General features: G+C 62.2%; 17 protein-coding genes. 10 read left to right on the top strand and 7 right to left on the bottom strand.

The genetic code is table 11. The features are described 5' to 3' along the window. Window positions 1–5: 5 nt before the first annotated feature. Both IEW15_RS20750 and IEW15_RS20745 read right to left on the bottom strand, forming a co-directional pair. Entirely contained in the window at window positions 6–1,163 is a 1,158-nt protein-coding gene (locus IEW15_RS20750) for a P1 family peptidase (protein WP_188581533.1), read from the bottom strand. Between the two features lie 278 nt (window positions 1,164–1,441). Next, on the bottom strand, window positions 1,442–2,344 hold the full coding sequence (locus tag IEW15_RS20745) for an NAD(P)-dependent oxidoreductase (protein WP_372402865.1): 903 nt from the start codon (window positions 2,342–2,344) through the stop codon (window positions 1,442–1,444). A gap of 203 nt (window positions 2,345–2,547) precedes the next feature. On the opposite strand from IEW15_RS20745, the gene IEW15_RS20740 reads away from it, so the two are divergent. From IEW15_RS20740 to IEW15_RS20715, 6 genes are all read left to right on the top strand, one after another. Beyond that, entirely contained in the window at window positions 2,548–3,162 is a 615-nt protein-coding gene (locus tag IEW15_RS20740; RefSeq protein ID WP_188581529.1) for a pyridoxamine 5'-phosphate oxidase family protein, read from the top strand. A gap of 434 nt (window positions 3,163–3,596) precedes the next feature. Then, entirely contained in the window at window positions 3,597–4,097 is a 501-nt protein-coding gene (locus IEW15_RS20735) for a type III secretion system chaperone family protein (protein WP_188581527.1), read from the top strand. 6 nt (window positions 4,098–4,103) lie between these two features. After that, window positions 4,104–4,952: a pyrroline-5-carboxylate reductase gene (gene proC, locus IEW15_RS20730; RefSeq protein WP_188581524.1), complete on the top strand. Its 849-nt coding sequence runs from the start codon at window positions 4,104–4,106 to the stop codon at window positions 4,950–4,952. 247 nt (window positions 4,953–5,199) lie between these two features. After that, window positions 5,200–6,063 (top strand): VOC family protein, encoded by an 864-nt coding sequence (locus IEW15_RS20725; RefSeq protein ID WP_188581521.1) that lies wholly within the window; start codon window positions 5,200–5,202, stop codon window positions 6,061–6,063. Window positions 6,064–6,228: 165 nt separating this feature from the next. Then, window positions 6,229–6,528: a type II toxin-antitoxin system MqsR family toxin gene (locus tag IEW15_RS20720; RefSeq protein ID WP_188581520.1), complete on the top strand. Its 300-nt coding sequence runs from the start codon at window positions 6,229–6,231 to the stop codon at window positions 6,526–6,528. A gap of 1 nt (window position 6,529) precedes the next feature. Continuing rightward, on the top strand, window positions 6,530–6,958 hold the full coding sequence (locus IEW15_RS20715) for a type II toxin-antitoxin system MqsA family antitoxin (RefSeq protein WP_188581518.1): 429 nt from the start codon (window positions 6,530–6,532) through the stop codon (window positions 6,956–6,958). A gap of 141 nt (window positions 6,959–7,099) precedes the next feature. On the opposite strand, the gene IEW15_RS20710 is transcribed toward IEW15_RS20715, so the two are convergent. Then, window positions 7,100–7,810 carry a dienelactone hydrolase family protein gene (locus tag IEW15_RS20710; RefSeq protein ID WP_188581515.1) on the bottom strand — a complete coding sequence of 237 codons (711 nt, stop codon included), beginning with the start codon at window positions 7,808–7,810 and terminating at the stop codon, window positions 7,100–7,102. Between the two features lie 268 nt (window positions 7,811–8,078). Between IEW15_RS20710 and IEW15_RS20705 the strand changes: the two genes are divergently transcribed. From IEW15_RS20705 to IEW15_RS20690, 4 genes are all read left to right on the top strand, one after another. Next, window positions 8,079–10,151 carry a methyl-accepting chemotaxis protein gene (locus IEW15_RS20705; protein WP_188581513.1) on the top strand — a complete coding sequence of 691 codons (2,073 nt, stop codon included), beginning with the start codon at window positions 8,079–8,081 and terminating at the stop codon, window positions 10,149–10,151. Between the two features lie 71 nt (window positions 10,152–10,222). Next, complete coding sequence (locus IEW15_RS20700; protein WP_188581549.1) at window positions 10,223–10,423, top strand: hypothetical protein; 201 nt, start codon at window positions 10,223–10,225, stop codon at window positions 10,421–10,423. Between the two features lie 359 nt (window positions 10,424–10,782). Beyond that, the gene (locus IEW15_RS20695; protein ID WP_188581511.1) at window positions 10,783–11,937 is read left to right on the top strand and encodes an STY4528 family pathogenicity island replication protein; all 1,155 of its coding nucleotides are present in this window, start codon (window positions 10,783–10,785) and stop codon (window positions 11,935–11,937) included. 600 nt (window positions 11,938–12,537) lie between these two features. Next, window positions 12,538–13,401, top strand: a complete 864-nt coding sequence (locus IEW15_RS20690) for an integrase domain-containing protein (RefSeq protein WP_188581509.1) — start codon at window positions 12,538–12,540, stop codon at window positions 13,399–13,401. Between the two features lie 15 nt (window positions 13,402–13,416). Here the strand turns inward: IEW15_RS20690 and IEW15_RS20685 are convergent, their stop codons facing one another. From IEW15_RS20685 to IEW15_RS20670, 4 genes are all read right to left on the bottom strand, one after another. Then, the gene (locus tag IEW15_RS20685; protein ID WP_188581508.1) at window positions 13,417–16,500 is read right to left on the bottom strand and encodes a type III restriction-modification system endonuclease; all 3,084 of its coding nucleotides are present in this window, start codon (window positions 16,498–16,500) and stop codon (window positions 13,417–13,419) included. A 10-nt stretch (window positions 16,501–16,510) separates the two neighbouring features. After that, a complete protein-coding gene (locus tag IEW15_RS20680) occupies window positions 16,511–18,472 on the bottom strand; it encodes a site-specific DNA-methyltransferase (protein WP_188581506.1) in 1,962 nt (653 codons plus the stop codon). A 60-nt stretch (window positions 18,473–18,532) separates the two neighbouring features. After that, the gene (locus IEW15_RS20675; RefSeq protein ID WP_188581504.1) at window positions 18,533–20,149 is read right to left on the bottom strand and encodes a DUF2130 domain-containing protein; all 1,617 of its coding nucleotides are present in this window, start codon (window positions 20,147–20,149) and stop codon (window positions 18,533–18,535) included. A gap of 2 nt (window positions 20,150–20,151) precedes the next feature. Continuing rightward, window positions 20,152–21,196 (bottom strand): ATP-dependent nuclease (locus IEW15_RS20670; RefSeq protein WP_188581502.1); only part of this gene is annotated, 1,045 nt, incomplete at its 5' end.

Genomic DNA, 21,196 nt, shown 5'->3' with positions numbered 1-21,196 from the left:
TCTAGTCAGCCTCCCTGCGCGGCCCGATTGAGCCGATGCCCGTGAATGGACCGATACCCGGGGTAGCGCCCCAGTGTTTCGGCCGCATAGACGCCGCGGGTCAGGGCACGGGCGACACAGTCTGCCGCGTGCATGCCGAGCCGGGCGACATCCGCCGCCGGATCGGTGAGCGGACGCCGTCCGGTGGCGAGTACGAAGATCGTATCACCGTCGAATGGCGTGTGCATCGGGCGCACCGCGCGGGCATAGCCGTCCTGGGCCATGATCGCGATCCGCTCCGCCTCCCCGCGGGTCAGATCGGCATCGATTGCGACGATGCCGATCGTGGTGTTGCCGGCGGTTGCCGCTGCCGCCGGATCTCCGGTCGCCAGACGTCCGTCGGCATCGTCAGCCACGGCCGGCCTCTCCCCGGAGGCCGCGGCTTCGAGGTCTTCGCCCGGCACGCCGGGGCGACCGGGCGTGAAGGTGAAGTCGTGGGTGGTGGGCTTCGCCAGCAGATGCAGCGGCTGCCCGCCGAATTCGCAGTCCATCTCGTGCGCCCAGGCCCAGAAGCACGGCGTGCCCGGAATGACCGGGGTGCCGAAGGCATTGCAGGCGACCAGCGCGCCCACGGTGAAGCCTTCGCCCGTCACCACCGAGGCACTGCCCAGCCCGCCCTTATAGGCGCCGGCCTTGGCGCCATAGCCGGCACCGGCATTGCCTTCGGTGACGGTGGTGCCAAGTGCGTCCATCGCCTGATCCGCCAGCCGGCGATAGGGCGGTTCGCGGCCCCAGGCCTTGTCGCCGCCATTGACCAGATCGAACAGGATCGCCGAGGGCACGATCGGGATGATCGCGTCGCCGACGCGGTGGCCGCGCCCTTCGGCCGCCAGCCGGACCATCACCGCCGAGGCGGCATCCAGGCCATAGGCCGAGCCCCCGGACAAGACCACCGCATGCACCTTCTGCACCATCGACGACGATTTCAGCGCATCGGTTTCCCGGGTGCCGGGGCCGCCGCCGCGCACATCCACCGCCGCCAGCATCGGCTCGTCGGGCACGATCACGGTCACGCCGCTCCACAGCCGGTCGTCATGGGCCTGCCCCACCTTGATGCCGGGCACATCGGTGATCGCGTTCAGTGGCCCTGCGCGAAACGTGGCACCGGGACGGGACTGGGTCATCGGGTTGCGAAGGCTCCGGATTGTGCGGCCATAACGACTGACCTGGGGGTGCGTGGCGATGGATGCGGCTGCCGGCCGCAGGATTGCCTAACATGTCTCGTATGACCGGCAGGATTGCCAGACGATACGGGGCAAGGCTTTCTAGACTGGCCACCTGCTTCAATAAGTCGGGAAGCCTAACGTTTCATTGTTTTGTGGTCAACTCTTTGGAAGAATGACCACTTGTTTCTTCTCGTGGACGTTTCGTTTCTAATATTGTCTTGATGATTTTTAGTGGTCTATCGTGCCGCGACATCATCGTCAGAGGCGCGGATGGCATCGGTCAGCAGCAGGTGCAGGGCGCTGTGGTCCAACTCGCCGCGGCCCTGTTCCACCAGAGCCGCGAAGCGGTCGCGGACCAGGCGGGTCGCCGGCAGATCCAGCCCGTGCGCGTCGGCCAGACGGGTCGCCTGGGTCATATCCTTCAGATGGATGCGGGACTTGCCGCCCGGCACCATATTGCCGGTGACCATGCGCTCGCCATGCTGGCGCAGGATGGTGCCATCGGCGAAACCGCCGATCATGGCGGTGCGCACGCAGGCCGGATCGGCGCCGGCGGCCTCGGCCAGGGCCAGCGCCTCGGCCACGGCCTGGATCACCACGCCGACCACGACCTGATTGGCCGCCTTGGCCACCTGACCGGCGCCGGGGCCGCCGATGCGGGTGATCCGCGCGCCCAGAACCTGCAGCACCGGCAGCGCCCGTGCCATCGCCGCGTCACTGCCCCCGGCCATGATCGACAGACTGGCCGCTTCGGCGCCGCGGGTGCCGCCGGACACCGGCGCATCGACCAGGGCCGCCCCGCAGGCATCGGCCAGGCGTCGGCCGATCGCGGGGGTTGCCAGTGGATCGGTTGTGCCCATATCGATCACCAGCGTCGGTGCCGGTCGGGCTCTGGCGACACCGTCCGGGCCGAACAGCACCGCCTCGACGGCGGCGGTATCGGTCACGCAGATCACCACGATATCGGCGCCGGCCGCCGCGTCGGCGGGGGAACTGGCGGCCGTGGCGCCGGTTTCGGCCGCAACCGCGGTCGCCGCCTGCGTGCTGCGGTTCCACACCCTGAGCGTCGCGCCGGCTTTCGCCAGATGGCCTGCCATCGGACGCCCCATCAGCCCCAGCCCCAGCATGGCGATGACCAGGCCGTCGAGGCGCGGGCGTTGTGCTGCCTGGGTCTGGGCGGTATCGGTGGTGTCGGGGAAACCGGTCATCGGGGATGCGCTCCGCAAGAGGGGGATGCGCCGGCTGCGGGGCGGTTTGAGCGGCGCGCCGGGGCATGATGATATAAACTCCGCTTTCATCCCACGATCCACGCCCTCGCGCCGTTCATCAAGGAAATGCCCGCATGACCGATCACATCCTGACCAGCGAGGCCGAGCTGGAGGCGCTGTATGGCGCGCCGGTGCCGGCATCCCTGACCAAGGAGGTGCCGGCGCTGACGCCGCCCTATCGCGCTTTTATCGAGGCGGCGCCGTTCTTTTCCCTGGCGACGGTGGCGCCCGAAGGGCTCGACTGCTCGCCCCGCGGCGACCCGGCGGGCTTCGTGCGGGTGGTGGATGACCGCATGCTGGCAATCCCCGACCGGCGTGGCAACAACCGCATCGACAGCCTGCGCAACATTCTGCGTGATCCGCGCGTGGCGCTGATGTTCCTGATCCCCGGCAAGGGCGAGGCCTTGCGTGTCAATGGCCGGGCCAGCCTGTCGGTGGCGCCCGATCTGCTGGACAGTTTCGCCATCGATGGCAAGCCGCCGCGGACCGTGATGCTGGTCGCCATCGACACGGTGTATTTCCAGTGCGCGCGGGCGCTGCTGAGGTCCGGATTGTGGACACCGGCAAGCTGGCCGCGCGCCGACGCGCTGCCGACCGCCGGCGACATGCTGGCCGCCGCCCGCGACGGCTTCGACGGTGCCGCCTATGACAGTGAGGCCGGCACCCGCCTGCCACGCACATTGTATTGAACCGGGTATCGGGATCTTTCCGGGTGCCGGGGCAGTGATCGGCCGGTGCCGGGGGCGACCGGCTAGGCGTTTGATGTGGTGACATTTTCCCGCCGGACCGGGGGCGCTGCGGAAAGACGTTGCATCTGATGCATGGATGGGGCTAAACAACGGGCCTTGCGGCTGCCGGGGGCTTCGTGCACGCTGCCGACGTAGTCGGTGCTAACCGCCTGCGCCACAAGATGTGGTAGCGGCCCTCTCATATACCGGTGGGCTGTCGCATCAATGGGGCCAGATCTACCGTCCGGCGCCGGATCGACCGTTTGGCGGATGGCGTCCGGACGGCCATGGCACCCTCGCCCCCACCTTCGCGCCCGTCGCAGTCCTGATGTTTTCGGGGGTCTGCCGACGGGATCCGCGGCCCGCAAGCCGCCCGCCCAAGGAGGCGATCGAGCATGTCCTTCATCATCGCGGAAGCCGAAGACGTCGTGGCCAACCCTCTCGATCTCGTCGAACAGATCGTCATTGCCAATGAATGGCCGTTCGACCGTCAGACCGATGACGAAATGGCGGTGGAGATCACCGGCAAGTTCTGCGACTTCCGTCTCTGGTTCGCCTGGCGCCCTGAAACCGCCGCCCTGCATCTGTCCTGCGCGCTGGACATGAAGGTGCCGGTCGGGCGCCGTGGTGGCATCTATCCGCTGCTGGCGCAGTTGAACGAGCGTCTTTGGCTGGGGCATTTCGACTTGTGGACCGAAGAATCGGTGCCGTTGTTCCGCCACACCCTGCTGGTTCGCGGCGGCCCGCTGACCCCTGAACATGTGGAAGAGGTGGTCGATATCGCGGTCACCGAATGCGAGCGTGCCTATCCGGCCTTTCAGTTCGTGATCTGGGGCGGCAAGACCGCCGAAGAGGCGATCACCGCCGCGATGTTCGAAACCGTCGGCGAGGCCTGACCGTCCATGACCGCGACCGCGAGCAGCCCCCCGGCCCTGGCCGGTCATATTCTGGTGATCGGCGCCGGCCGCATGGGCGGCGCCATGATCGATGGCTGGCTGGCCGGCGGTCGCGCGCCGGCCACGATCACCGTGATCGAGCCATCGCCCGACGCCCGCGCCCGGCTCAGTGCCCGCGGGCTGGTGGCGGTGGCCGATGCCGATGCGGTCGCGGTGCCCGATGAGGGCTTCGCGGTGCTGGTGGTGGCGGTGAAGCCGCAGAGCTTCGAAGCGGCATTGCCGCCCGCCGCGCCCTTGCTGTCGGCCGGAACCCTGGTGGTGTCGGTGGCCGCCGGCAAGCCGGTCGCCACGCTTCGCAACCTGCTGGGCCATCCGCGCCTGGTGGTGCGGGCGATGCCCAACACCCCTGCGGCAATCGGTCGCGGCATCACCGGCTGCTATGCCGTGCCCGAGGTGGATGGCGCCGGCCGCGCCACCGCCGAGGGTCTGTTGTCGGCGGTGGGCGAGGTGGTATGGATCGCGGATGAAGATCTGATCGATGCCGTCACCGGCGTGTCGGGCAGCGGCCCGGCCTATGTTTTCCACATGATCGAGGCGATGACCCAGGCTGGCGTCGCCGTGGGCCTGCCCCATGAAACCGCCCGCCGCCTGGCCCGGGCCACGGTGATCGGTGCCGCGGCCCTGGCCGATGCCTCGCCTGAGACCGAAACCGCGCTGCGCGAGGCGGTCACCAGCCCCGCCGGCACCACCGCCGCCGCTTTGGCGGTGCTGATGGACGACACGAACGGCCTGCCGCCGCTGATGACCCGTGCGGTCACCGCCGCACGCGATCGCGGCCGCGCCCTGGCCGATTGAGGCGTCGGCCGGGTGCGGGGGCAAGGCCGTGGTCACGCACCGCGTGCCTTGACGCAGAGGTTGGGTCGCCGCGGGACTTGGAAGCGGCCCCGGGCTGCGGTTCTTCGCCGCAGCCGGCCTTGAAATATCGCAATCTGCAACGTTTTGCCGGGGCCGTATGGCGGACCTGGCTGCGCAACCCTCTTGCCCCGAAGCCCGGTTCAGGTCACTAATCGGCAAAAGCCCGAACATGCGGAGCGCCGGAGAGATGACCCACGCCATTCACGGCATCGATCATGCCATCATCGGTGTCGCCGACCTGGACGCTGCACGCGATCAGTATCGGCGGCTCGGTTTCGCCGTCACCGACCGGGGCCGCCATGTCGGCTGGGGAACGGCGAATTATTGCGTCATGTTCGATCATGACTATCTGGAATTGCTGGGGCTGATCGATGCCGCTGCCTTCACCAACGGCCTGGATCGCTTCCTGGCCGATGGCGAGGGCGGGCTGGGCGTGGTGTTCGCCACCCCGGATGCCGAAGCATCGCATGCATTACTGGGGTCCGCCGGGCTGGTGGCGCCTGAAAACGCGCTGCGCGAACTGGGCCGGGTGATCGAGAACGGCCCCGACGGCCAGCCGGTGGACCTGTCGTTCCGCAACGTCCATCTGGCCGAGGGGGCGACGCCGGGTCTGTCGGCGTTTCTGTGCCAGCACCTGACCCCTGAAAAGATGCGCCGTCCCGACTGGATGGCCCACCCCAACACCGCCCGGGGCATCATCTCGGCCACCATCGTGATCGACGACGTGACCGGTGCGGCCGAAGCCTATAGCCGGCTGTTCGGCACCGGCGCCGTCACCCCCACCGACACGGTGATCGCGGTGCATACCGGGCGCGGCGTGCTGATGTTCGCAACACCATATGACCTGCCCAATCTGCATCCGGATCTGGATGACGAACCGCGCAAGCGCGATCACGGGCTGGTGGCGCTGCAGATCGGCATCGCCGATCGCGATGCCGCGGCGGCAGTGCTGGACCGGAACGGCGTGGCCTATGAGCGCGAGCAGAATGGCGACATCATCATCGGCCCCGACGAAGCCTGCGGCGTGCTGATCGAATTCACCGCCGCCTGACATCGAACGACACCGGGGGGAACCTTGCGGCCCGGCTCCCGACGACACATGTCGACGGTTTCGACTTGAAAGCAGCATGTCAGGCGCGTTGGGGCGACAGCGTCTGACCATTCTCAGGATCAACGCTGTGGACGCCTTGACGATACACCATTATGGTGCCAGATAATGGAGAAGAAGAAACCGACCTACGACCTCCATGCGATTCAGGCGTCCGCTGGCTCAACGATGGCAATCGCGACCGCTGCCATCAAGGGAGCAGCGGAGATGGGTATGACCCGTAGCGATATCATCGGCGTCATCAAAACACTATCCCACCGCGATTTCTATAAATCGATGACGACGAATCAAAATCATAGCATCTGGATGGATGTCTATTACGGACGAACTGAAGATTACGTAATCTACATCAAGTTCGTGCAGGATGCTGTTACCGGATTTACCTGCACGTCCTTCAAGGAGAAGTGAGATGGGCGCTGTCGAGGAAACGCGCGTGCATCCGGAAACCGGTACTACTCTCATGCGTGGCGTTCGCAAAGTCACACTGACCTTCCGCTCTCAGCGCGAAACGATCGACTTGCCCGGTTGGTATCCGGTCGACGACCCCACGGCGGATCAGGGTATTCATGATCCGAAGGACATGCAGGTTTCCGATCGCATGATCAACGTCATGAAGGCCCGGGAACTGGGCGTCATGACGCCAGACCAGATCCGAGCGGCTCGCAAAAAACTGAAGCTCACGCAACGCGAGGCGAGCCGTATCATTGGCGGCGGGCCACATGCTTTTCAGAAATACGAGGCCGGAGACGTCGTGTTGAGCAAGGCCGCGGACACGGCGCTCCGTCTTCTCTCGAACAAGCCCGAACGGCTTTCTGAACTCGGGGCCTGCATCGCCTGAGCGGGGCCCTTTCAACTCAGAGATATGAAGCCCGCAGGGAGGTCTGCGGGCTTCATATTTACTGTCAGTGCTGGACCCTGCGGGCACCCTCTCGTTCGTATCGGGCGTCGACATCCACCGGTGCCGCCGTGGGGGATGCAATCAGATCGCCGGGCGGCGCGGCCCCATCAGCCGGCGGTCGAGGAAACGCAGGGTCACCTCCAGGGCATAGCGGGCCTCTTCCGGCCGGTAGTCGGCGCGGGCCTCGCAATTGAAGCCGTGGCCGGCCTGGGGATGGACGTAGATTTCGGCGCCCGGCACGGCCATGCGCAGTGTGTCGGCGGTGGGGCCGGCGGGGATGTGGCCGTCGCGGCCGCCCAGATGAACCAGCAGCGGTGCCTTGGCGCGGATGCCCTGGTCCAGATACTGCGGCACCTGACCGCCGTAATAGCTGACCGCGGCATCGACCGGCAGTCCGGCGGCGGCCAGATAGGCGAGACTACCCCCCCAGCAATAGCCGACCACGCCCACCGGGAAATCGTCGCCACGGCCATCGCGCAGCCGGCGGATGGCCGCGGCGATATCGGCCAGCGCCACCTCGTCCGACACCTGGCCCTTCAGTGCGATGCCGCGTTTCAGATCACCGGCGTCATAGCCAAGCTCGATGCCGGGCTCGACATGATCGAACAGCGCCGGCGCGATCACGTCATAGCCGGGCAGGGTGAAGCGGTCGGCGACGCCGCGGATATGCGCGTTGACGCCGAAGATTTCCTGGACCACCACCAGCCCCGCGCGCGCCGGAAGCCGCGGCCGGGCATACCAGGCCGACACCGTGTTCTCGGCGGCGGGATCGAGACGGATGAACTCACCCATGTGCTGAACCTCGTGACGGAGTTGCGACGGCCGGGCCGGACATGCCGGACCGTCTCTCAGATACCCCACGGCGCCGCCGAACGGAAGCAATCAGGCGCGGGCTCGTCGATCTGTGGCCGGACCCGGTGTAGGGCGCCTGTAAATATCGGTCCCCGCTCCGCTCTTACAGAAGAGATTCTTAAGCTTTCTTCCGCACACTCCTCTCCGCACCGCCGCCGCACCTTGTCAGGGGCAGAGCCGGACGGGGTTTCGAGGCGGAGACAATCGGATGTTCAAGACATCGGTCAGCAAGCTGTTGCTGACAATGGTCGGTATTGCGGTCCTGGCGCTGATGGTAACGGCGCTGCTGCGCCTGAATGACGCCTGGACACGATATCAGGATGTGCGTGTGGCGCAGACCTATGTCGATGCCGACAGCATACTGTTCAGGAACATGCTGGTCCTGCGTGTCCAGCGCGGGCACGGTCAGACCGCGCTATTGTCGCTCGACGACCCCCGTGCGCGGCTCGATGACCTGCGCGAGCAGGCCAAAAGCCAGTATGAGACCATCGTGGCGACCCTGACGGCGTTGAACCTGCCCGGTGGAGACCGGATCCTTACCCAGATCGCGGCACAGTGGTCGGCGGCACAGCCGGGCTTCGATATCCTGCGCACGGAAGCCGGCAAGCCGAAGGCCGACCGGAATGTGCGACTGACCGACGCCTGGTACGCCACGATGGGCGACCTGGCCAAGGTGGTGTCGGATGCATCGACCAGCGTGTCGAACGTGGTGCGGATGACCGATCCGGCCCTGGCGGAACTGGTGCAGATCCGCCGGCTGGCATGGCAGGTGCGTGATCGCTATGGTCTGCACTGCACGCTGCGGTCCAGCGTCAACAGCGGCCAGGTGCTGACCGACAAGCAGCGGGCGACGATGACCGAGTGGCGCGCCATCAGTGGCGCCGGCTGGGCCGGTCTGGACGACGTTATGCAGCGCTCGGGCATCAACCCGGCACTGGTTGCCGGCGCCACGGCGGCCCGGGCCTCCTATGACGCGACCATCACCCGGATCGACGGCGTGCTTGCCCGTCTGGATGGCAGCGGCACGCCGGCGATGACCCCGGCCGAATGGACCGCGCTGTGTCAGGCGCCATTCGAGGTGCTGGAAAACCTGTCGTTCAGCGCGCTCGACAATGCGGCGGAACGCGCGAGCCAGATGACCGCCGACGGGCGGCGCGCCCTGATCACCGATGCCATCATCATGGCGCTGCTGGTGGTTGCGGTCGCCGTGGCGGTGCTGACCATCCGCCGCCGCTTCACCCGGCCGGTCGGCCGGCTGTCGACCGCCATCGGCCGGTTGAGCGCTGGTGATTATGACACCCCGATCGAGACCCTGAACTATGACGACGAATTCGGCCGGATGCGCGATGCCATCGAGGCGCTGCGCTTGAGCGCCTTGGAGGCCCGGCGTCTTGCCGCCGCCCAGAAGGCGGCGCAGAGCGCGGATCTGGCCCGTGCCGGCCGGCTTGAGGCCCTGTGCCGGCAGTTCGATACCGTCGCCGGCAAGGCGCTGGGTTCGATCGGCCTGTCGGCGGACGGCCTGCGGAAAACGGCGGCCGGCATGCGGCGCGTCGTCGGCAGCGTGAGCGACGAGGCGGTGACCGTGGCCACATCGGCTGACCTTGCGACCGGCAATGTCCAGACCGTGGCGGCGGCGACCGAGGAACTGTCCTCGTCGATCGAGGAAATCGCCCGCCGGGTTCAGGGCAGCGCATCGACCGCGCGGGAAGCTGTGGCCAATGCCGACAAGACCAATGCGACGGTCCTGGCGTTGAGCGGGTCGGCCCAGCGTATCGGCGAGGTGGTGGAGCTGATTTCGCAGATCGCGGCCCAGACCAATCTGCTGGCACTGAACGCGACCATCGAGGCAGCCCGCGCCGGTGACGCTGGCAAGGGCTTCGCCGTGGTCGCACAGGAGGTCAAGAATCTGGCCACTCAGACCGCCCAGGCGACCGAGGATATCGGCCGGCAGGTGGCGGAAATTCAGGCGACCACCGGCGATGCCGTCAACGACATCCGCGCCATCACCCGCTCGATCGGTGAGATCGACCAATCCGCCTCGGCGATTGCGGCCGCGGTGCAGGAGCAGGGGGCGGCCACGCAGGAAATCGCCCGCAATGTCAACGAGGCCGCATCGGGCACGAGGCGGGTGAACACCACCATCGGCAAGGTGGCCGAGGCCAGCCGCGATGCCGGCGCCGCGGCGGTCGAGGTGCAGGAGAGTGTCGAGCACATGGTCGGGGATCTCACGACCCTGCGCCGTCAGGTCGACGACTTCCTCGGCAATCTGCGCACGGTCTGATTCCCAAGGGCGCGGCGGAATGATAGGGCGTCAAGCAGCGCCCCCCGTCCCCATCCCTGTCGAATCGAGCGATGACTGATTTTCCGTACCGGCGCATCAATATCCTTGGCGCGTCCGGTTCGGGAACCACGACCCTGGGCCGGGCCCATGCCGCTCGTCTCGGCCTTGGCTTCGTCGCCAGCCGGCACTGCCGCATCCTGCGCTTCGACGGCGATCAGGATGTCGAGCGGGGGATCGACCACATCATCGCGCTTGCACACAGATCCGTTTAACCCGCGAGGGCATGGGGCGCCATGCCGTCGCGGGTTGAACATCAAACGTCGTGGCCGCCTCTCGGATGGGGTCAGACGTTGATCACACGTTTAAACGTTGATCGGTCGGCAAACGGCCGTGAATGCTAGGTTTCGCGGGGAAATCGGGCCACGGCCTTTGCGGGAATCGCTGGAAGTACCCCCAGTTGTACCCCCAAGGGGGTACCGGGATGATAGATCAGTCTGGAAGCCGGTGCCAGCGCTACGCCTGCCGGATAAAACGGGTATGGCGCAGACCGCATTGTTGGCTGACGCATGGAGCGGTACGCGATGAGATGCAGGGGAACGGGCCACTGTGGCCCAGACCTTGGAGAACTCTCATGGCAGACCACCACACCCGCCACAACTCGCTGGGGCAAGATGCCCTGTTCGCTACACCTGCCTCGCTCATGCTCGATGCTCGCCTCACGCCGCTGGAGCGCAATGGTTGGCAGGTTCTGCGCATGCTGCGCTCTGCCGAGGGCATCAGCCCGCTGGCGAACCTGGGACAGTTGCGACGCTATCTCACCTCTACCCCATTGGGGCAGCGGGCCGGGTACGAGACGGCCCGGCGTGTCCTCGTCGTGCTTCGGCTGACGGGGTGGATCAGTCTGGTGGGCCAGCAACGCGATCCCCTTACCGGCCATGTGCTCAGCGAGCTGTATCAGGTTCACGAAAGCACCCTGGACTTCCAACAAGCCTGCGCGCTCGATGCCAGCCTGTCCGCGCTTCTGCAAGCGTCTATCGGTCACGAAAACAACCAGGTGGATCGGGTGGCCGTCCACATTCAGGCAACGCTGGCGCAGGCACCTGAAGCCGCTTCCATTGCGACCCACGATCAGCGCCACGATGACGATGATTTGCCCCCTACTCCGCCGCCGCAGGCGAGCGAGGCAGCCGCCCCACTGCCAATGTCTGGCGATTCCGCTGGCACCACGCTTGTTCCGCAACAGACCGGACACGCTCGCCACGTGACGGCTGAGCAGGGCAGTACGTATAAGACGTATATGTATAAAAAAGAACGTACGTACCGCGCGCGCGAAGGCGACGGCAATACGGCATCGCAGTCGGTGAGCTTGCCGCCTTGCCTGAGCAATGCCCAGGCAGATCAGCAAAAGGACGTGCAGGCCGCCTTGCGGCGGCTGCCGCCACAGCATCGCCAGGAAGTACTCGACGAGTTGCAGGCACGCAGCCAGAGCGGCACCGTGCGCAATGTCGTGGCCTACTTCTTCGCCTTGGTGAAGCGCGTCTTTGCGGGCGAGTTCCGCTTGTGGGCAGGTCGTGAGACATCTGCCGCCTCACGGCCTGTCGAAAATCGACCTGCTGGTGTGCCACGCACCGAACACCGCCCAGAACCGACTGCGCCACCGGCATCGCGTGAAACCGCCCTGGCGCACATCGCCAACATCCGCAAGATGCTGAGTGCCCCGACGAACGCTGGGGACATCGCGGCACAGGCAATGCAGGCCAGGGGATGGCAGCCGCATCCTGCGTAGCAAATGCTGCCGCGAAACGGGTCGTCACTGCACGCCGCAGTGACGACCCCGCCCACGCCAGCAACAATGCGGGCGAATGCCGAATCCTATTGCGTGCGGCAGACATGATGATGGCCGCCCTACACTGACCGGGCAGTTGCCAAGACCGATGGGCTTCGTACATCGGAAACCCCAACAGCGCAGGTTCCTGCAAGCGCTAGCCCGACAGGGTGGACCGCCCCAGGTATGCCCAGGCTCCGACCGCATACCGGCCCTACCCAGGGCGGAGCCTTCTTCGTCTGTTTGAACTCATCCCTACCGCGCCACCTGGCGCACTGTCCCTTGCGGCAATTACCTGTGTGCAACGCACAGGGTTCCCGCTGCATTTCTCATCCCACTCACTTCATAGGAGGACTCGTCCACGTTCACATCACTTTCGTCTTGCAGTACCTCCGTCCGGGCTTCCAACAGGGAGCAAGACGGACGCCTCATTCGAGGCTCTGGTGTCTCCTGAACACCATGCCCTTGCCCTCACGGGATCTCGCCTTGACGAGCTGGCACCAACACTAACCACTGAATTTCAGGACAACGCAGTACGGCGCTTTGCTTGGAGGCCGGACGATGGACGACTTGACCTACACCCTGCGGCAGCTTTGCCAGCGCAACCGTGACGGCAGCCACAACACACAGGCCGACCGGATGCGTTCGCTGTCGCTGGCCGCGCGGCAACTGCGGGAGGCCGGTTTCCGGCAGATGAAAGCCCCGTCGTTCAAGGGCAAGCACGTCCAGGCGCTGCTAGAACGCTGGCAGGGAGAAGGCTTGTCGTCCGGCACCATCAAGAATCGGCTCTCTCACCTGCGCTGGTGGGCCGAAAAGATCGGCAAGGCTGGCATCCTGCCGGCGGACAACACACAGCTTGGCGTGCCCGAGCGCCGCTATGTGACCAACATCAGCAAGGCCCAGGAACTGGGCACAGGTCTTGAACAGGTCACCGATGCCCACGTGCGCATGAGCCTTCAGCTACAGGCCGCCTTCGGATTGCGTCGGGAGGAAGCGATCAAGTTCCAGCCCAGTTACGCGGATCGGGGCGACCACATCGCCCTCAAGGGATCGTGGACGAAGGGCGGCCGGGAGCGAACAGTGTCCATCACCACGACAGAGCAACGCGACGCGCTCCAGGCAGCACACCACCTGGCAGGCACAGGGTCATTGATCCCGGCAGACAAGACCTACATCCAGCAACGGCACGTCTACGATGGACAGTGCAAGGCGGCGGGTCTGAGTCATATGCATGGCCTTCGTCATCAATACGCGCAAAGCCGCTATGAGGCTCTGACGGGGTGGCCTGCACCAGCAGCGGGAGGGCCACCCGTCAGGACGCTGAGCGATACACAGCGAACCCAGGATACCGCAGCACGACAAATCATCAGCCGAGAGCTTGGGCACGAACGGCTGCAAGTTACGGCTGTTTATCTCGGAAGATAAACAGCTTGGCATCCGCTACTTCACCACCTCCATCAGCTTGCCGAAACTGTCCACCACGTCGTACTTGACGTTCTCCGGGGCGTAGCGGCGGTTCATCTCGTCGAAGAACTTGCGGGCACACTTGATCTTGGTCTTTTCGATCTCGCGCAGGTCCATCGAGGACATGGACCCCTTGGTTTCCGCCACGAAATAGATGTGCTTGACCGCGCCTTCCTTGAAGCTGATCGCCCAATCCGGGTTGTAGTCGCCCACGGGCGTGGGAATAAGGAAGCCGCGTGGCAACTTGGCATAGACCACCACTTCATTTGCTGTGTCCAGCTCTTTCACGAACTCCCGCTCTACCTTCGAATCCGTCAGCACATAGTCGTAGATGTGTCGCTGAAGCTTGTCACCGGCCTTGCTGAAGTCCTGCTTGGTCTGCCCGGCGGTAAAAATGTCGAGGTCGAACTTGTCCTCGACGGGATCGTAGGCCAAGTGTTCGATGATGACCGTGGCCTTCTGTTCGTTGATGAGTCGCGTGGCCTCGGCGATGAAACTTTCCGGGTTGGTCTTGAACTGTGCAAAAACCGCGACGTTAATACCCTTGAGGATTTCCGCCACCATGCGGCGAGTCAATTGAGTACCTTCGGCCAGCTTGCCGATCAGGTCGTACTTAACCGCTGAATGGATCGACTGCTTGTTGTATTCGGTCTTTGTCTCGGAAACTTTGAAACCATCTCCACGCTTTAGCGCCTCGCCAGTCACCTGGTCGATCTGTTCGCCGGCCTGGATGGTGTATTGCAGCGGGGTCACGCGCAGGGCCGCGTCCAGCTCCTTGACCGCTTTTTGCACCAGCTCGTCCGAGTCGAAATCGACGCTGTAGGCCGCCTTGCGGTTGATGCGGTTCCACAGCGCCTTGAACTCCTGTTTGTCGAAGTTGGCGTTGAGCGGGTTCTTCTTGGGTTTGCGGTCGTCGCCGATGTCGGGCAACTGGCTAGCACTGAACACACTGTCGATAAGCTGGTACACCTGTGCGGCGTGCGGCTTCAGTTCGTCTGGCAGGTCGGCCAGCGTTCCGGCCTTCTTGGCATCGTGATACGCACTCGCGATCCGATCTGAATCGTCTGTGTAGTCGTTCTTGACCAAATAGCGGTAGATTTGCTTCGCCAGTTGCGGCGTAACCGGCACGTCGCCAGTCGCCGTTTTTAGCACCTTGCCGATGAAGTATTCCTCGTTTGCCACGCGCGGACGTTCCGACAGCGACTCGCTGATGTCCTTCTGCAGCGCAGCAACGAAGTCCTTGTAGCTCTCACTGGCGACCACGGTCAGCACGTTCACGTCGTGAACGGTGGCCGGGTGATCCATTCGGTCGCCTGTCTGGTTGACAGACAGCCGCAAGCCACGCCCCACCTCCTGGCGGCGGGAGATGGTGTTGTCGCTGTGCTTGAGCGCGCAGATGACAAACACGTTCGGGTTGTCCCAGCCTTCGCGCAGGGCTGAGTGCGAAAAAATGAAGCGCACCGGCTCGGCGAGCGACAGCAAGCGCTCCTTGTCCTTCAAGATCAGATCGTAGGCATCCACGTCATCTGAAAGCCCGGCGTTCTCGCCACGCGCGGCAACCGTCGGGTCAGCCAGCCGCTTGGTTTTCTTGTCGATGGAGAAGTATCCGCTGTGGGTCTTGTCGGCCGGAATGCCCTTCAAGTACTTGACGTAGGCCGTCTCGTCCAGATCGAGCACCTCGTTCAGGTACTGTGTGTATTCCTCTTCAAAGATGCGGGCGTATTCGCCCTTTTCGTCCACCTGTGCGTAGTCGCGGTACTTGGCCACCTCATCAATGAAGAACAGGGTCAGCACCTTCACGCCCTGTTGGAACAATGCCTGTTCCTTGTCGAAGTGCGCCTTGATGGCCTCACGAATCTGGATGCGACGCAGCGCCGCTTCAGTCACGTCGCCAGTGGCGTCACCGACCGTCAGCTCCACGCCATTGGTAAAGCTCAGGGTGTCGGTGTTGGCGTTGATGTCTGCCACCACGTAGTCGCGGTACTGATCCAGCCCGCCCGACAGATCGAACAAGTTGTTGCCCTTGCTGAGCTTCTTCACCACGCGCTTGATGTTTCCGCCCGTCAGCTTCTGCTCGAACTCGACGCGCGCCTCGGGCGGCTTCTTGCTCGAAATCTCGATGGATTGCAGGTACAGATAGCCCGCCGTGCCCGCCAGCCCCTTCACCGCGATGCCGCGCACGGCAATTTTCTTCACCAGCTTTTGGTTGTAGGCGTCCAGCGCGTCCAGCCGGTGAATCTTGTTATGGGTAGTCTTGTGGGTCGCCGAATAGCGCAGCACCATCAGTGCCTTGAATGCCTCCAGCGATTTCAGCGTCGCCGTACCCTCCATCTTCTGCGGCTCATCCAGAATCAGGATCGGACGGTTGGCACTGATCACGTCGATGGGTTTGCGGGACTGGAAGTCATCCAACACGTCGTAAATGCGACGGTTTTCCGCCCCGCGCGAGGCGAACGCCTGCACGTTGATCACCATCACATTGATGCCCGCGTCCGACGAAAAACTCTCAAGGTGGTGCAGCTGCTTGGAGTTGTAGATGAAGAAGCGCGCCTTCTTCTGGTACATCTCCAGGAAGTGCTCGGCGGTGATGTCCAGCGACTTGGCCACGCCCTCGCGGATGGCGATACTGGGTACCACGATGATGAACTTGCTCCAGCCGTACAGCTTGTTCAGCTCGAAGATGGTCTTGATGTAGCAGTAGGTCTTGCCCGTGCCGGTTTCCATCTCGATGTCGAGATTGACCTTGGCCACCTTGGTTTTGACCAGCGCATCCGACAGCGGCAGGTTCTGCGCTCGTTGCACGGCGTGGATGTTGTCCAGCAGAGCCAGCTCCGACAGGGTGAGGTCGGCGTTGCGAAAAGCCGCCTCCTGCTCTGCCGCTGCCTCTGGCGCGGCCTCCAGCGCTAGCGCCCCTTGTGGGCTGGCGGGTGCCGCCTTGCGGGTGCCGGGGTCAAGACGATAGCGAATGCCGCCGTGCTGCGGCACCTGCCCCTTGAAGCAGTCCACCACGGCCTGTACGGCGGCAGTCTGGTAGGCCTGCGTTTTGAACTTCAGCTTCATCGCAGCCCCCTCAAATGCTCTTCACTTCGGTGGATGGCGACAAGAGCTTGAAGATCTGCTCCACGTTGATCTTGACGGCGCTGTCTTTGAACCCCGCATCGCGGAACACCACGCGTAGCGGCTTGTGCGTAGCCAGTTCCTTGACGAAGGCTTCATCCACGCCGCCATGCGCGTCGAAGCAGGCGGCAAGCGCATTGCCGTCTACGAAGAACACGTCCTTGCCTTGGATGGTCTTCTGCTCAATGGGCAGGGCGAGGTCAACGCCCCAGTCCAGCATCACCTGGAACAGCAGGTCTTCCACCGTGCGGTCGGGCTTGATGTTGTCAACGAACAGGTCGAGGTTGGCTTTGTCGAGTGCATCGGGGGCGTAGTAGACGTCGGCCATGTTCGATGCGTCGATCTTGAGGACGCGAAAGCCGGTGTCCATACCCGTTGAACCTGCGACCTGGGCGATCTTCTTTCCAGCCTCCCGCAGACGCTTCTTCGTGATGTCGGCAATCGTGGCATATCCTGTCCGTCCCGTTTCTTCAGGAATTTGAGCTAGGATGAAGCGCCGCTTAGACCCGTGCGTCTGATTCACCTTCATGACTGCATGCCCTGTGCTGCCTGAGCCTGCAAAGAAATCAAGAATGATGTCGTCGGGTTTGGTGACCAGCTCAATCAACTCGGTCAGGACATCGGTGTTCTTCGGGAAAGGGAACCAGCCTTTCCCGACGAGTTCTTCAACCTCCAGCGTCGCAGAACGTCCGTCCCGGTAGAACACAGAAGAGTACGGCTCGCTGTCGATTTCAAAAAGGTAGCTTTTCCGCGTCGGAATCGTCGTCTCGTTAAGTCCAAAGTGAATGCGTGGAGGAGTCTGGGCAAGCGCCCATTTCGTTTTTTCCTCATCCCACCGCCAACCTGTTGACGGCTTCTTGCACGACTTTCCGGTGACTGGGTGAAGGATGTCGTGGCGTGGCCTGGACTCACGTCCGTCATCCGGTCCTGCAAAGTCAGCCGCGAAGTACAGCCCGCGATCATCCGACCAGTTGTAGTGCTTGTGTGCCTTGCGAGGATCGTCGTTCGGAAGCTGCTTGTACCAAGCCTGTATCTCTGCCCGGATGGCCTCGTGGTTGGCCCCCAAGCTGGCTTTCAGTTCAGAATACTTGGACAGCACCTGCTCAGCCCCTTCTTTGGGGCGTCGCCAGATTCCGCTTGCAAGGACGGACTCCTTATCTCGGACATAGCACAGGATGTATTCGTGGACTTTTGCGATGAGCTTCGAGTCCCCCTTCTTGGAGCGCTGCCAAACAATCTGACCTATGAAGTTTTCTTCTCCGAAGACTTCATCGCACACCTTGCGAAGATTGTCGGCTTCGTTGTCGTCAATTGAGATCAGAATCGCGCCATCATCTCGCAGCAAGTTGCGCGCAAGTTTCAGTCGCGGATATACCATGCTTAGCCAGTCCGAATGGAAACGTCCGTTTGCCTCGGTGTTCGCAACCAGTCGCCCCCTCTCTGAGTCGGCTTGATTGGACTGTTGCAGGTAGTCACCGACATCCGTGCTGAAGTCATCCTTGTAGATGAAGTCCTTGCCTGTGTTGTACGGCGGATCAATGTAGATCAGCTTCACCTTGCCCAGATACGTTTCCTGCAACAGCTTCAACGCATCCAGGTTATCGCCTTCGATGAACAGGTTCTTCGTCGTATCGAAGCCCACGCTTTCCTCGCGCACCGGGCGCAGCGTCTTGGCAATAGGGGCATTGGACGTCAGCAACGCCTCGCGCTTGCCCGGCCAGTTCAGGTGATAGCGCTCCTGCGGCCCTTCGACGATGGAACTGGACAGTTCCTGCCTGAGCTGGTCGAAGTCCACCGCCAGCTTCACGCTGCCATCCCCGTCTCGCGCTTCGGTCACGCAGCCGGGGAACAGATCGCGGATGCGCGCGATGTTGTCTTCGGTCAGGTTGGGTGAGTGCATCTTCAGTTTGTCCATTGCTCGATCTCTTCTTAAACGGGGTTCTCGGTATTGAAATGACAACAAGCTGCAGGTGCCTTATTCGTCATCCCCATCCTCGAATTTCTTCAATTCGGAAAACCTGGCTTTCATAGTGGGGTTGCCATGCGTCAATTTCTTGATCGTTACGTCCTGCGCCTTGTTGTTAGCCAGGCGTAGATTGCGATCGGTGCTCAGCAAAGCATCCTTGGTTTTCTGCAGATGATCGATCGACTTGTCGATCTCTTCGATAGCCTTCGTGAATTGCCTGGAAGCGAGATCGTAGTTCCTTTCGAACCCTGTCTTGAATGCCTCCAGCTTGCTTTCAAAATTGGTGATATCGATATTCTGGGCCTTGACCAGTGCCAGTTCCGACTTGTAAGCAAGAGATTTCATTGCCGCGTTACGCAGCAATGTGATGATCGGAATGAAGAATTGTGGCCGGATGACGTACATCTTCGGGTATCTATGGAAGACATCGACGATTCCGGTGTTGTACAACTCGCTCTCGGGCTCAAGCAGAGAAACCAGAACGGCGTATTCGCAGCCCTTCTCTGTTCGATCCTTGTCCAGTTCCCTCAAGAAGTCTTCGTTCCTCTTTTTGGTCGCCGTTTCATCGCTCTCATTCTTCATTTCGAACATGATTGAGACGATTTCGATGCCATCCTCATCCAAATCCCGGAAAATATAGTCGCCTTTGCTCCCGCTACGCGCGTCGTTGTCTTTCTCAAAGTACGCTCGCGGAAAGGCTGTGGCACGAATCCGGTTGAATTCGGTTTCGCAGTGCAGTTCGAGAGTTTCACCAACCATTTTCGTCGACAACCGAGCCTTCATATCCCGAAGGCGTTCGATTTCGTGCTCGCGATCCTTGATCTGTACTTCGTACCTTTCCTTCAGCGACTTTTCGGCCAGATCCTTCTCAAGCTCCTTGCGCTGCAAGCCGCTCTTCAGTTCATCGCGCTCCTTTTCAACTGCGCTGACGGCTTCAGTTACCGCAATTTTTTGCGCAAGATTGCTGGCATCCAGTTTCGATTTCAGCTCTTGTATCTCCGCCTCTCTTGCCGCCGCTATTTTCTGCAATTCACTGGCAAGTCTTGCCTCCGCTAATGCTGACTCGGCTTGCTTGTCGCGCTGTGCTTGAACCAAATCGCTGGCCAGCGCGTCACGCTCTTTCTCTATGACCTTCAGCGCATCTGCCACTGCCAGTTGCCGCGCAACATCTCCGGCGTCCAGCTTGGCCTTTAACTCTTTGATCTCCCCCTCTTTGTCAGAGAGGGATTTTTGTAGGTTAGCGGTAGCCTGGGCTTCAGCGAGCGCAATGGCGGCTTGCTTTTCAAGCTTGGCTTGATCCAGTTCATTGGCCAGCGTGTCACGCTCTTTTTCCACTGCGCCCAGCGCTTCGGTCACCGCGAGCTTGTGCGCAACCTCGGCGGCATCGAGTCTGGCCTTCAGTTCCTGGAGTTCGGCGTCTTTCGCAGAAGCAGCCTGCTGCAACTCGCTGGTTATCTTGGCCTGAGCAAGCTCAACCGCATTACGCTTCTCCTGTTCGGCCAACTCCAGCCGCTCATGCAACTGCTTTTCAAAATCGCTGTCGCGTACTTGCTTCAGTATGTCCGCATACCCAGCCTCATCAATCTTGAATGCCTTCCCGCAGTGGGGGCAGATGATTTCATGCACGGTTATTCTCCTTTCGCCTTGGCCAGGATTTGTATCAGCATCTCGGGCACTTCACCTTCCGCCCTGAGCGTTGCCGTGCGGTATGCAAGTTGATTTTTTGCGAGGCTGATACCTGTACTGCTCTCTAAATCTTGGCAGGCGGCAACCCAGGCCTCCCACTTTTCGGATAAAAATCCCTCAATGTGATCATCTAGAATTGCCACATTCTCAGCCGTCCTAGCTGCCGGAAAATCTTCTTGATCCAGCCCAAAGTACTGGAGTAGTTTCCTGTTCTCTTTTACGTTCTGATTGCGTTCGCTATCAATTTTTTGCTGTATTTTCCCACTAGCTGTTGCACGCGCTACACAACCAGCGTCGGCATCAAAGAGAGCATATGCAGGAACGCCTATCGAATCCAAAATTGCATGCGCAAGTGGAATTGAGGTTTTTCCTCCCACAAAGACTATGGAAACCCCTGCCGCCTCCAGTGAGCCGGGAGACAATCTATCGCCGAGGCCATAGAAAACGGATGACTCTGTCGGGCCCTCTACAAGAAAAACTCGGTTAGCGAAGAGTGCTATGGCTAGCTGGTCGGCTATATTGTGGTCAAGTCGGCGGTCGACCACCTCGCCATCCACGATCCCGTGGAGCTTGGCCTTCACGTCCGCGATAGTTGCATAGTGAACAGAAACCACCGGAGTCTCATCAGCCGACCTTGTTAGCCTCCTGACTTGGTCAAAATGGCGTGCTTCAAGAAAGTATGGGCTATGCGTTGCATAAGTCACCTGGATGCGCTTAGCTGCATCTTCTGCAAGCGACCTGAGAATCTTTGCAAAGGCTTGTGCCTGGATCGGATGCTGAAAGAGTTCTGGCTCCTCAATAGCCAAACAAATAACCCCCTCGGCCGAAGCCGCGCCAGACTGAGCTAGTAGCTGGAGTGCTGAAATCAGAATCGTGCGCTGAAATCCATGACCCTGCCTTTCTACAGAGCCTGTTGCAGAATGGGTCTTCGGAATGTGTCGCGATCGCAGTGAGATCCGCCCTTGAGCCTGCGGCCGGCGCCTGATT

The organism is Tistrella bauzanensis, assembly GCF_014636235.1.
GTDB classification, from domain to species: Bacteria; Pseudomonadota; Alphaproteobacteria; order Tistrellales; family Tistrellaceae; genus Tistrella; species Tistrella bauzanensis.
The sequence above is the reverse complement of the archived record's forward strand: the minus strand, read 5'-3'. Positions and strand labels throughout refer to the sequence as shown.

What these genes read in the sequence shown, in the direction of transcription:
- IEW15_RS20750 (WP_188581533.1), bottom strand. Translation starts at nt 1,163, where the DNA reads ATGACCCAGTCCCGTCCCGGTGCCACGTTTCGCGCAGGGCCACTGAAC.
- IEW15_RS20740 (WP_188581529.1), top strand. Translation starts at nt 2,548, where the DNA reads ATGACCGATCACATCCTGACCAGCGAGGCCGAGCTGGAGGCGCTGTAT.
- IEW15_RS20735 (WP_188581527.1), top strand. Translation starts at nt 3,597, where the DNA reads ATGTCCTTCATCATCGCGGAAGCCGAAGACGTCGTGGCCAACCCTCTC.
- proC (WP_188581524.1), top strand. Translation starts at nt 4,104, where the DNA reads ATGACCGCGACCGCGAGCAGCCCCCCGGCCCTGGCCGGTCATATTCTG.
- IEW15_RS20725 (WP_188581521.1), top strand. Translation starts at nt 5,200, where the DNA reads ATGACCCACGCCATTCACGGCATCGATCATGCCATCATCGGTGTCGCC.
- IEW15_RS20720 (WP_188581520.1), top strand. Translation starts at nt 6,229, where the DNA reads ATGGAGAAGAAGAAACCGACCTACGACCTCCATGCGATTCAGGCGTCC.
- IEW15_RS20715 (WP_188581518.1), top strand. Translation starts at nt 6,530, where the DNA reads ATGGGCGCTGTCGAGGAAACGCGCGTGCATCCGGAAACCGGTACTACT.
- IEW15_RS20710 (WP_188581515.1), bottom strand. Translation starts at nt 7,810, where the DNA reads ATGGGTGAGTTCATCCGTCTCGATCCCGCCGCCGAGAACACGGTGTCG.
- IEW15_RS20705 (WP_188581513.1), top strand. Translation starts at nt 8,079, where the DNA reads ATGTTCAAGACATCGGTCAGCAAGCTGTTGCTGACAATGGTCGGTATT.
- IEW15_RS20700 (WP_188581549.1), top strand. Translation starts at nt 10,223, where the DNA reads ATGACTGATTTTCCGTACCGGCGCATCAATATCCTTGGCGCGTCCGGT.
- IEW15_RS20695 (WP_188581511.1), top strand. Translation starts at nt 10,783, where the DNA reads ATGGCAGACCACCACACCCGCCACAACTCGCTGGGGCAAGATGCCCTG.
- IEW15_RS20690 (WP_188581509.1), top strand. Translation starts at nt 12,538, where the DNA reads ATGGACGACTTGACCTACACCCTGCGGCAGCTTTGCCAGCGCAACCGT.
- IEW15_RS20685 (WP_188581508.1), bottom strand. Translation starts at nt 16,500, where the DNA reads ATGAAGCTGAAGTTCAAAACGCAGGCCTACCAGACTGCCGCCGTACAG.
- IEW15_RS20680 (WP_188581506.1), bottom strand. Translation starts at nt 18,472, where the DNA reads ATGGACAAACTGAAGATGCACTCACCCAACCTGACCGAAGACAACATC.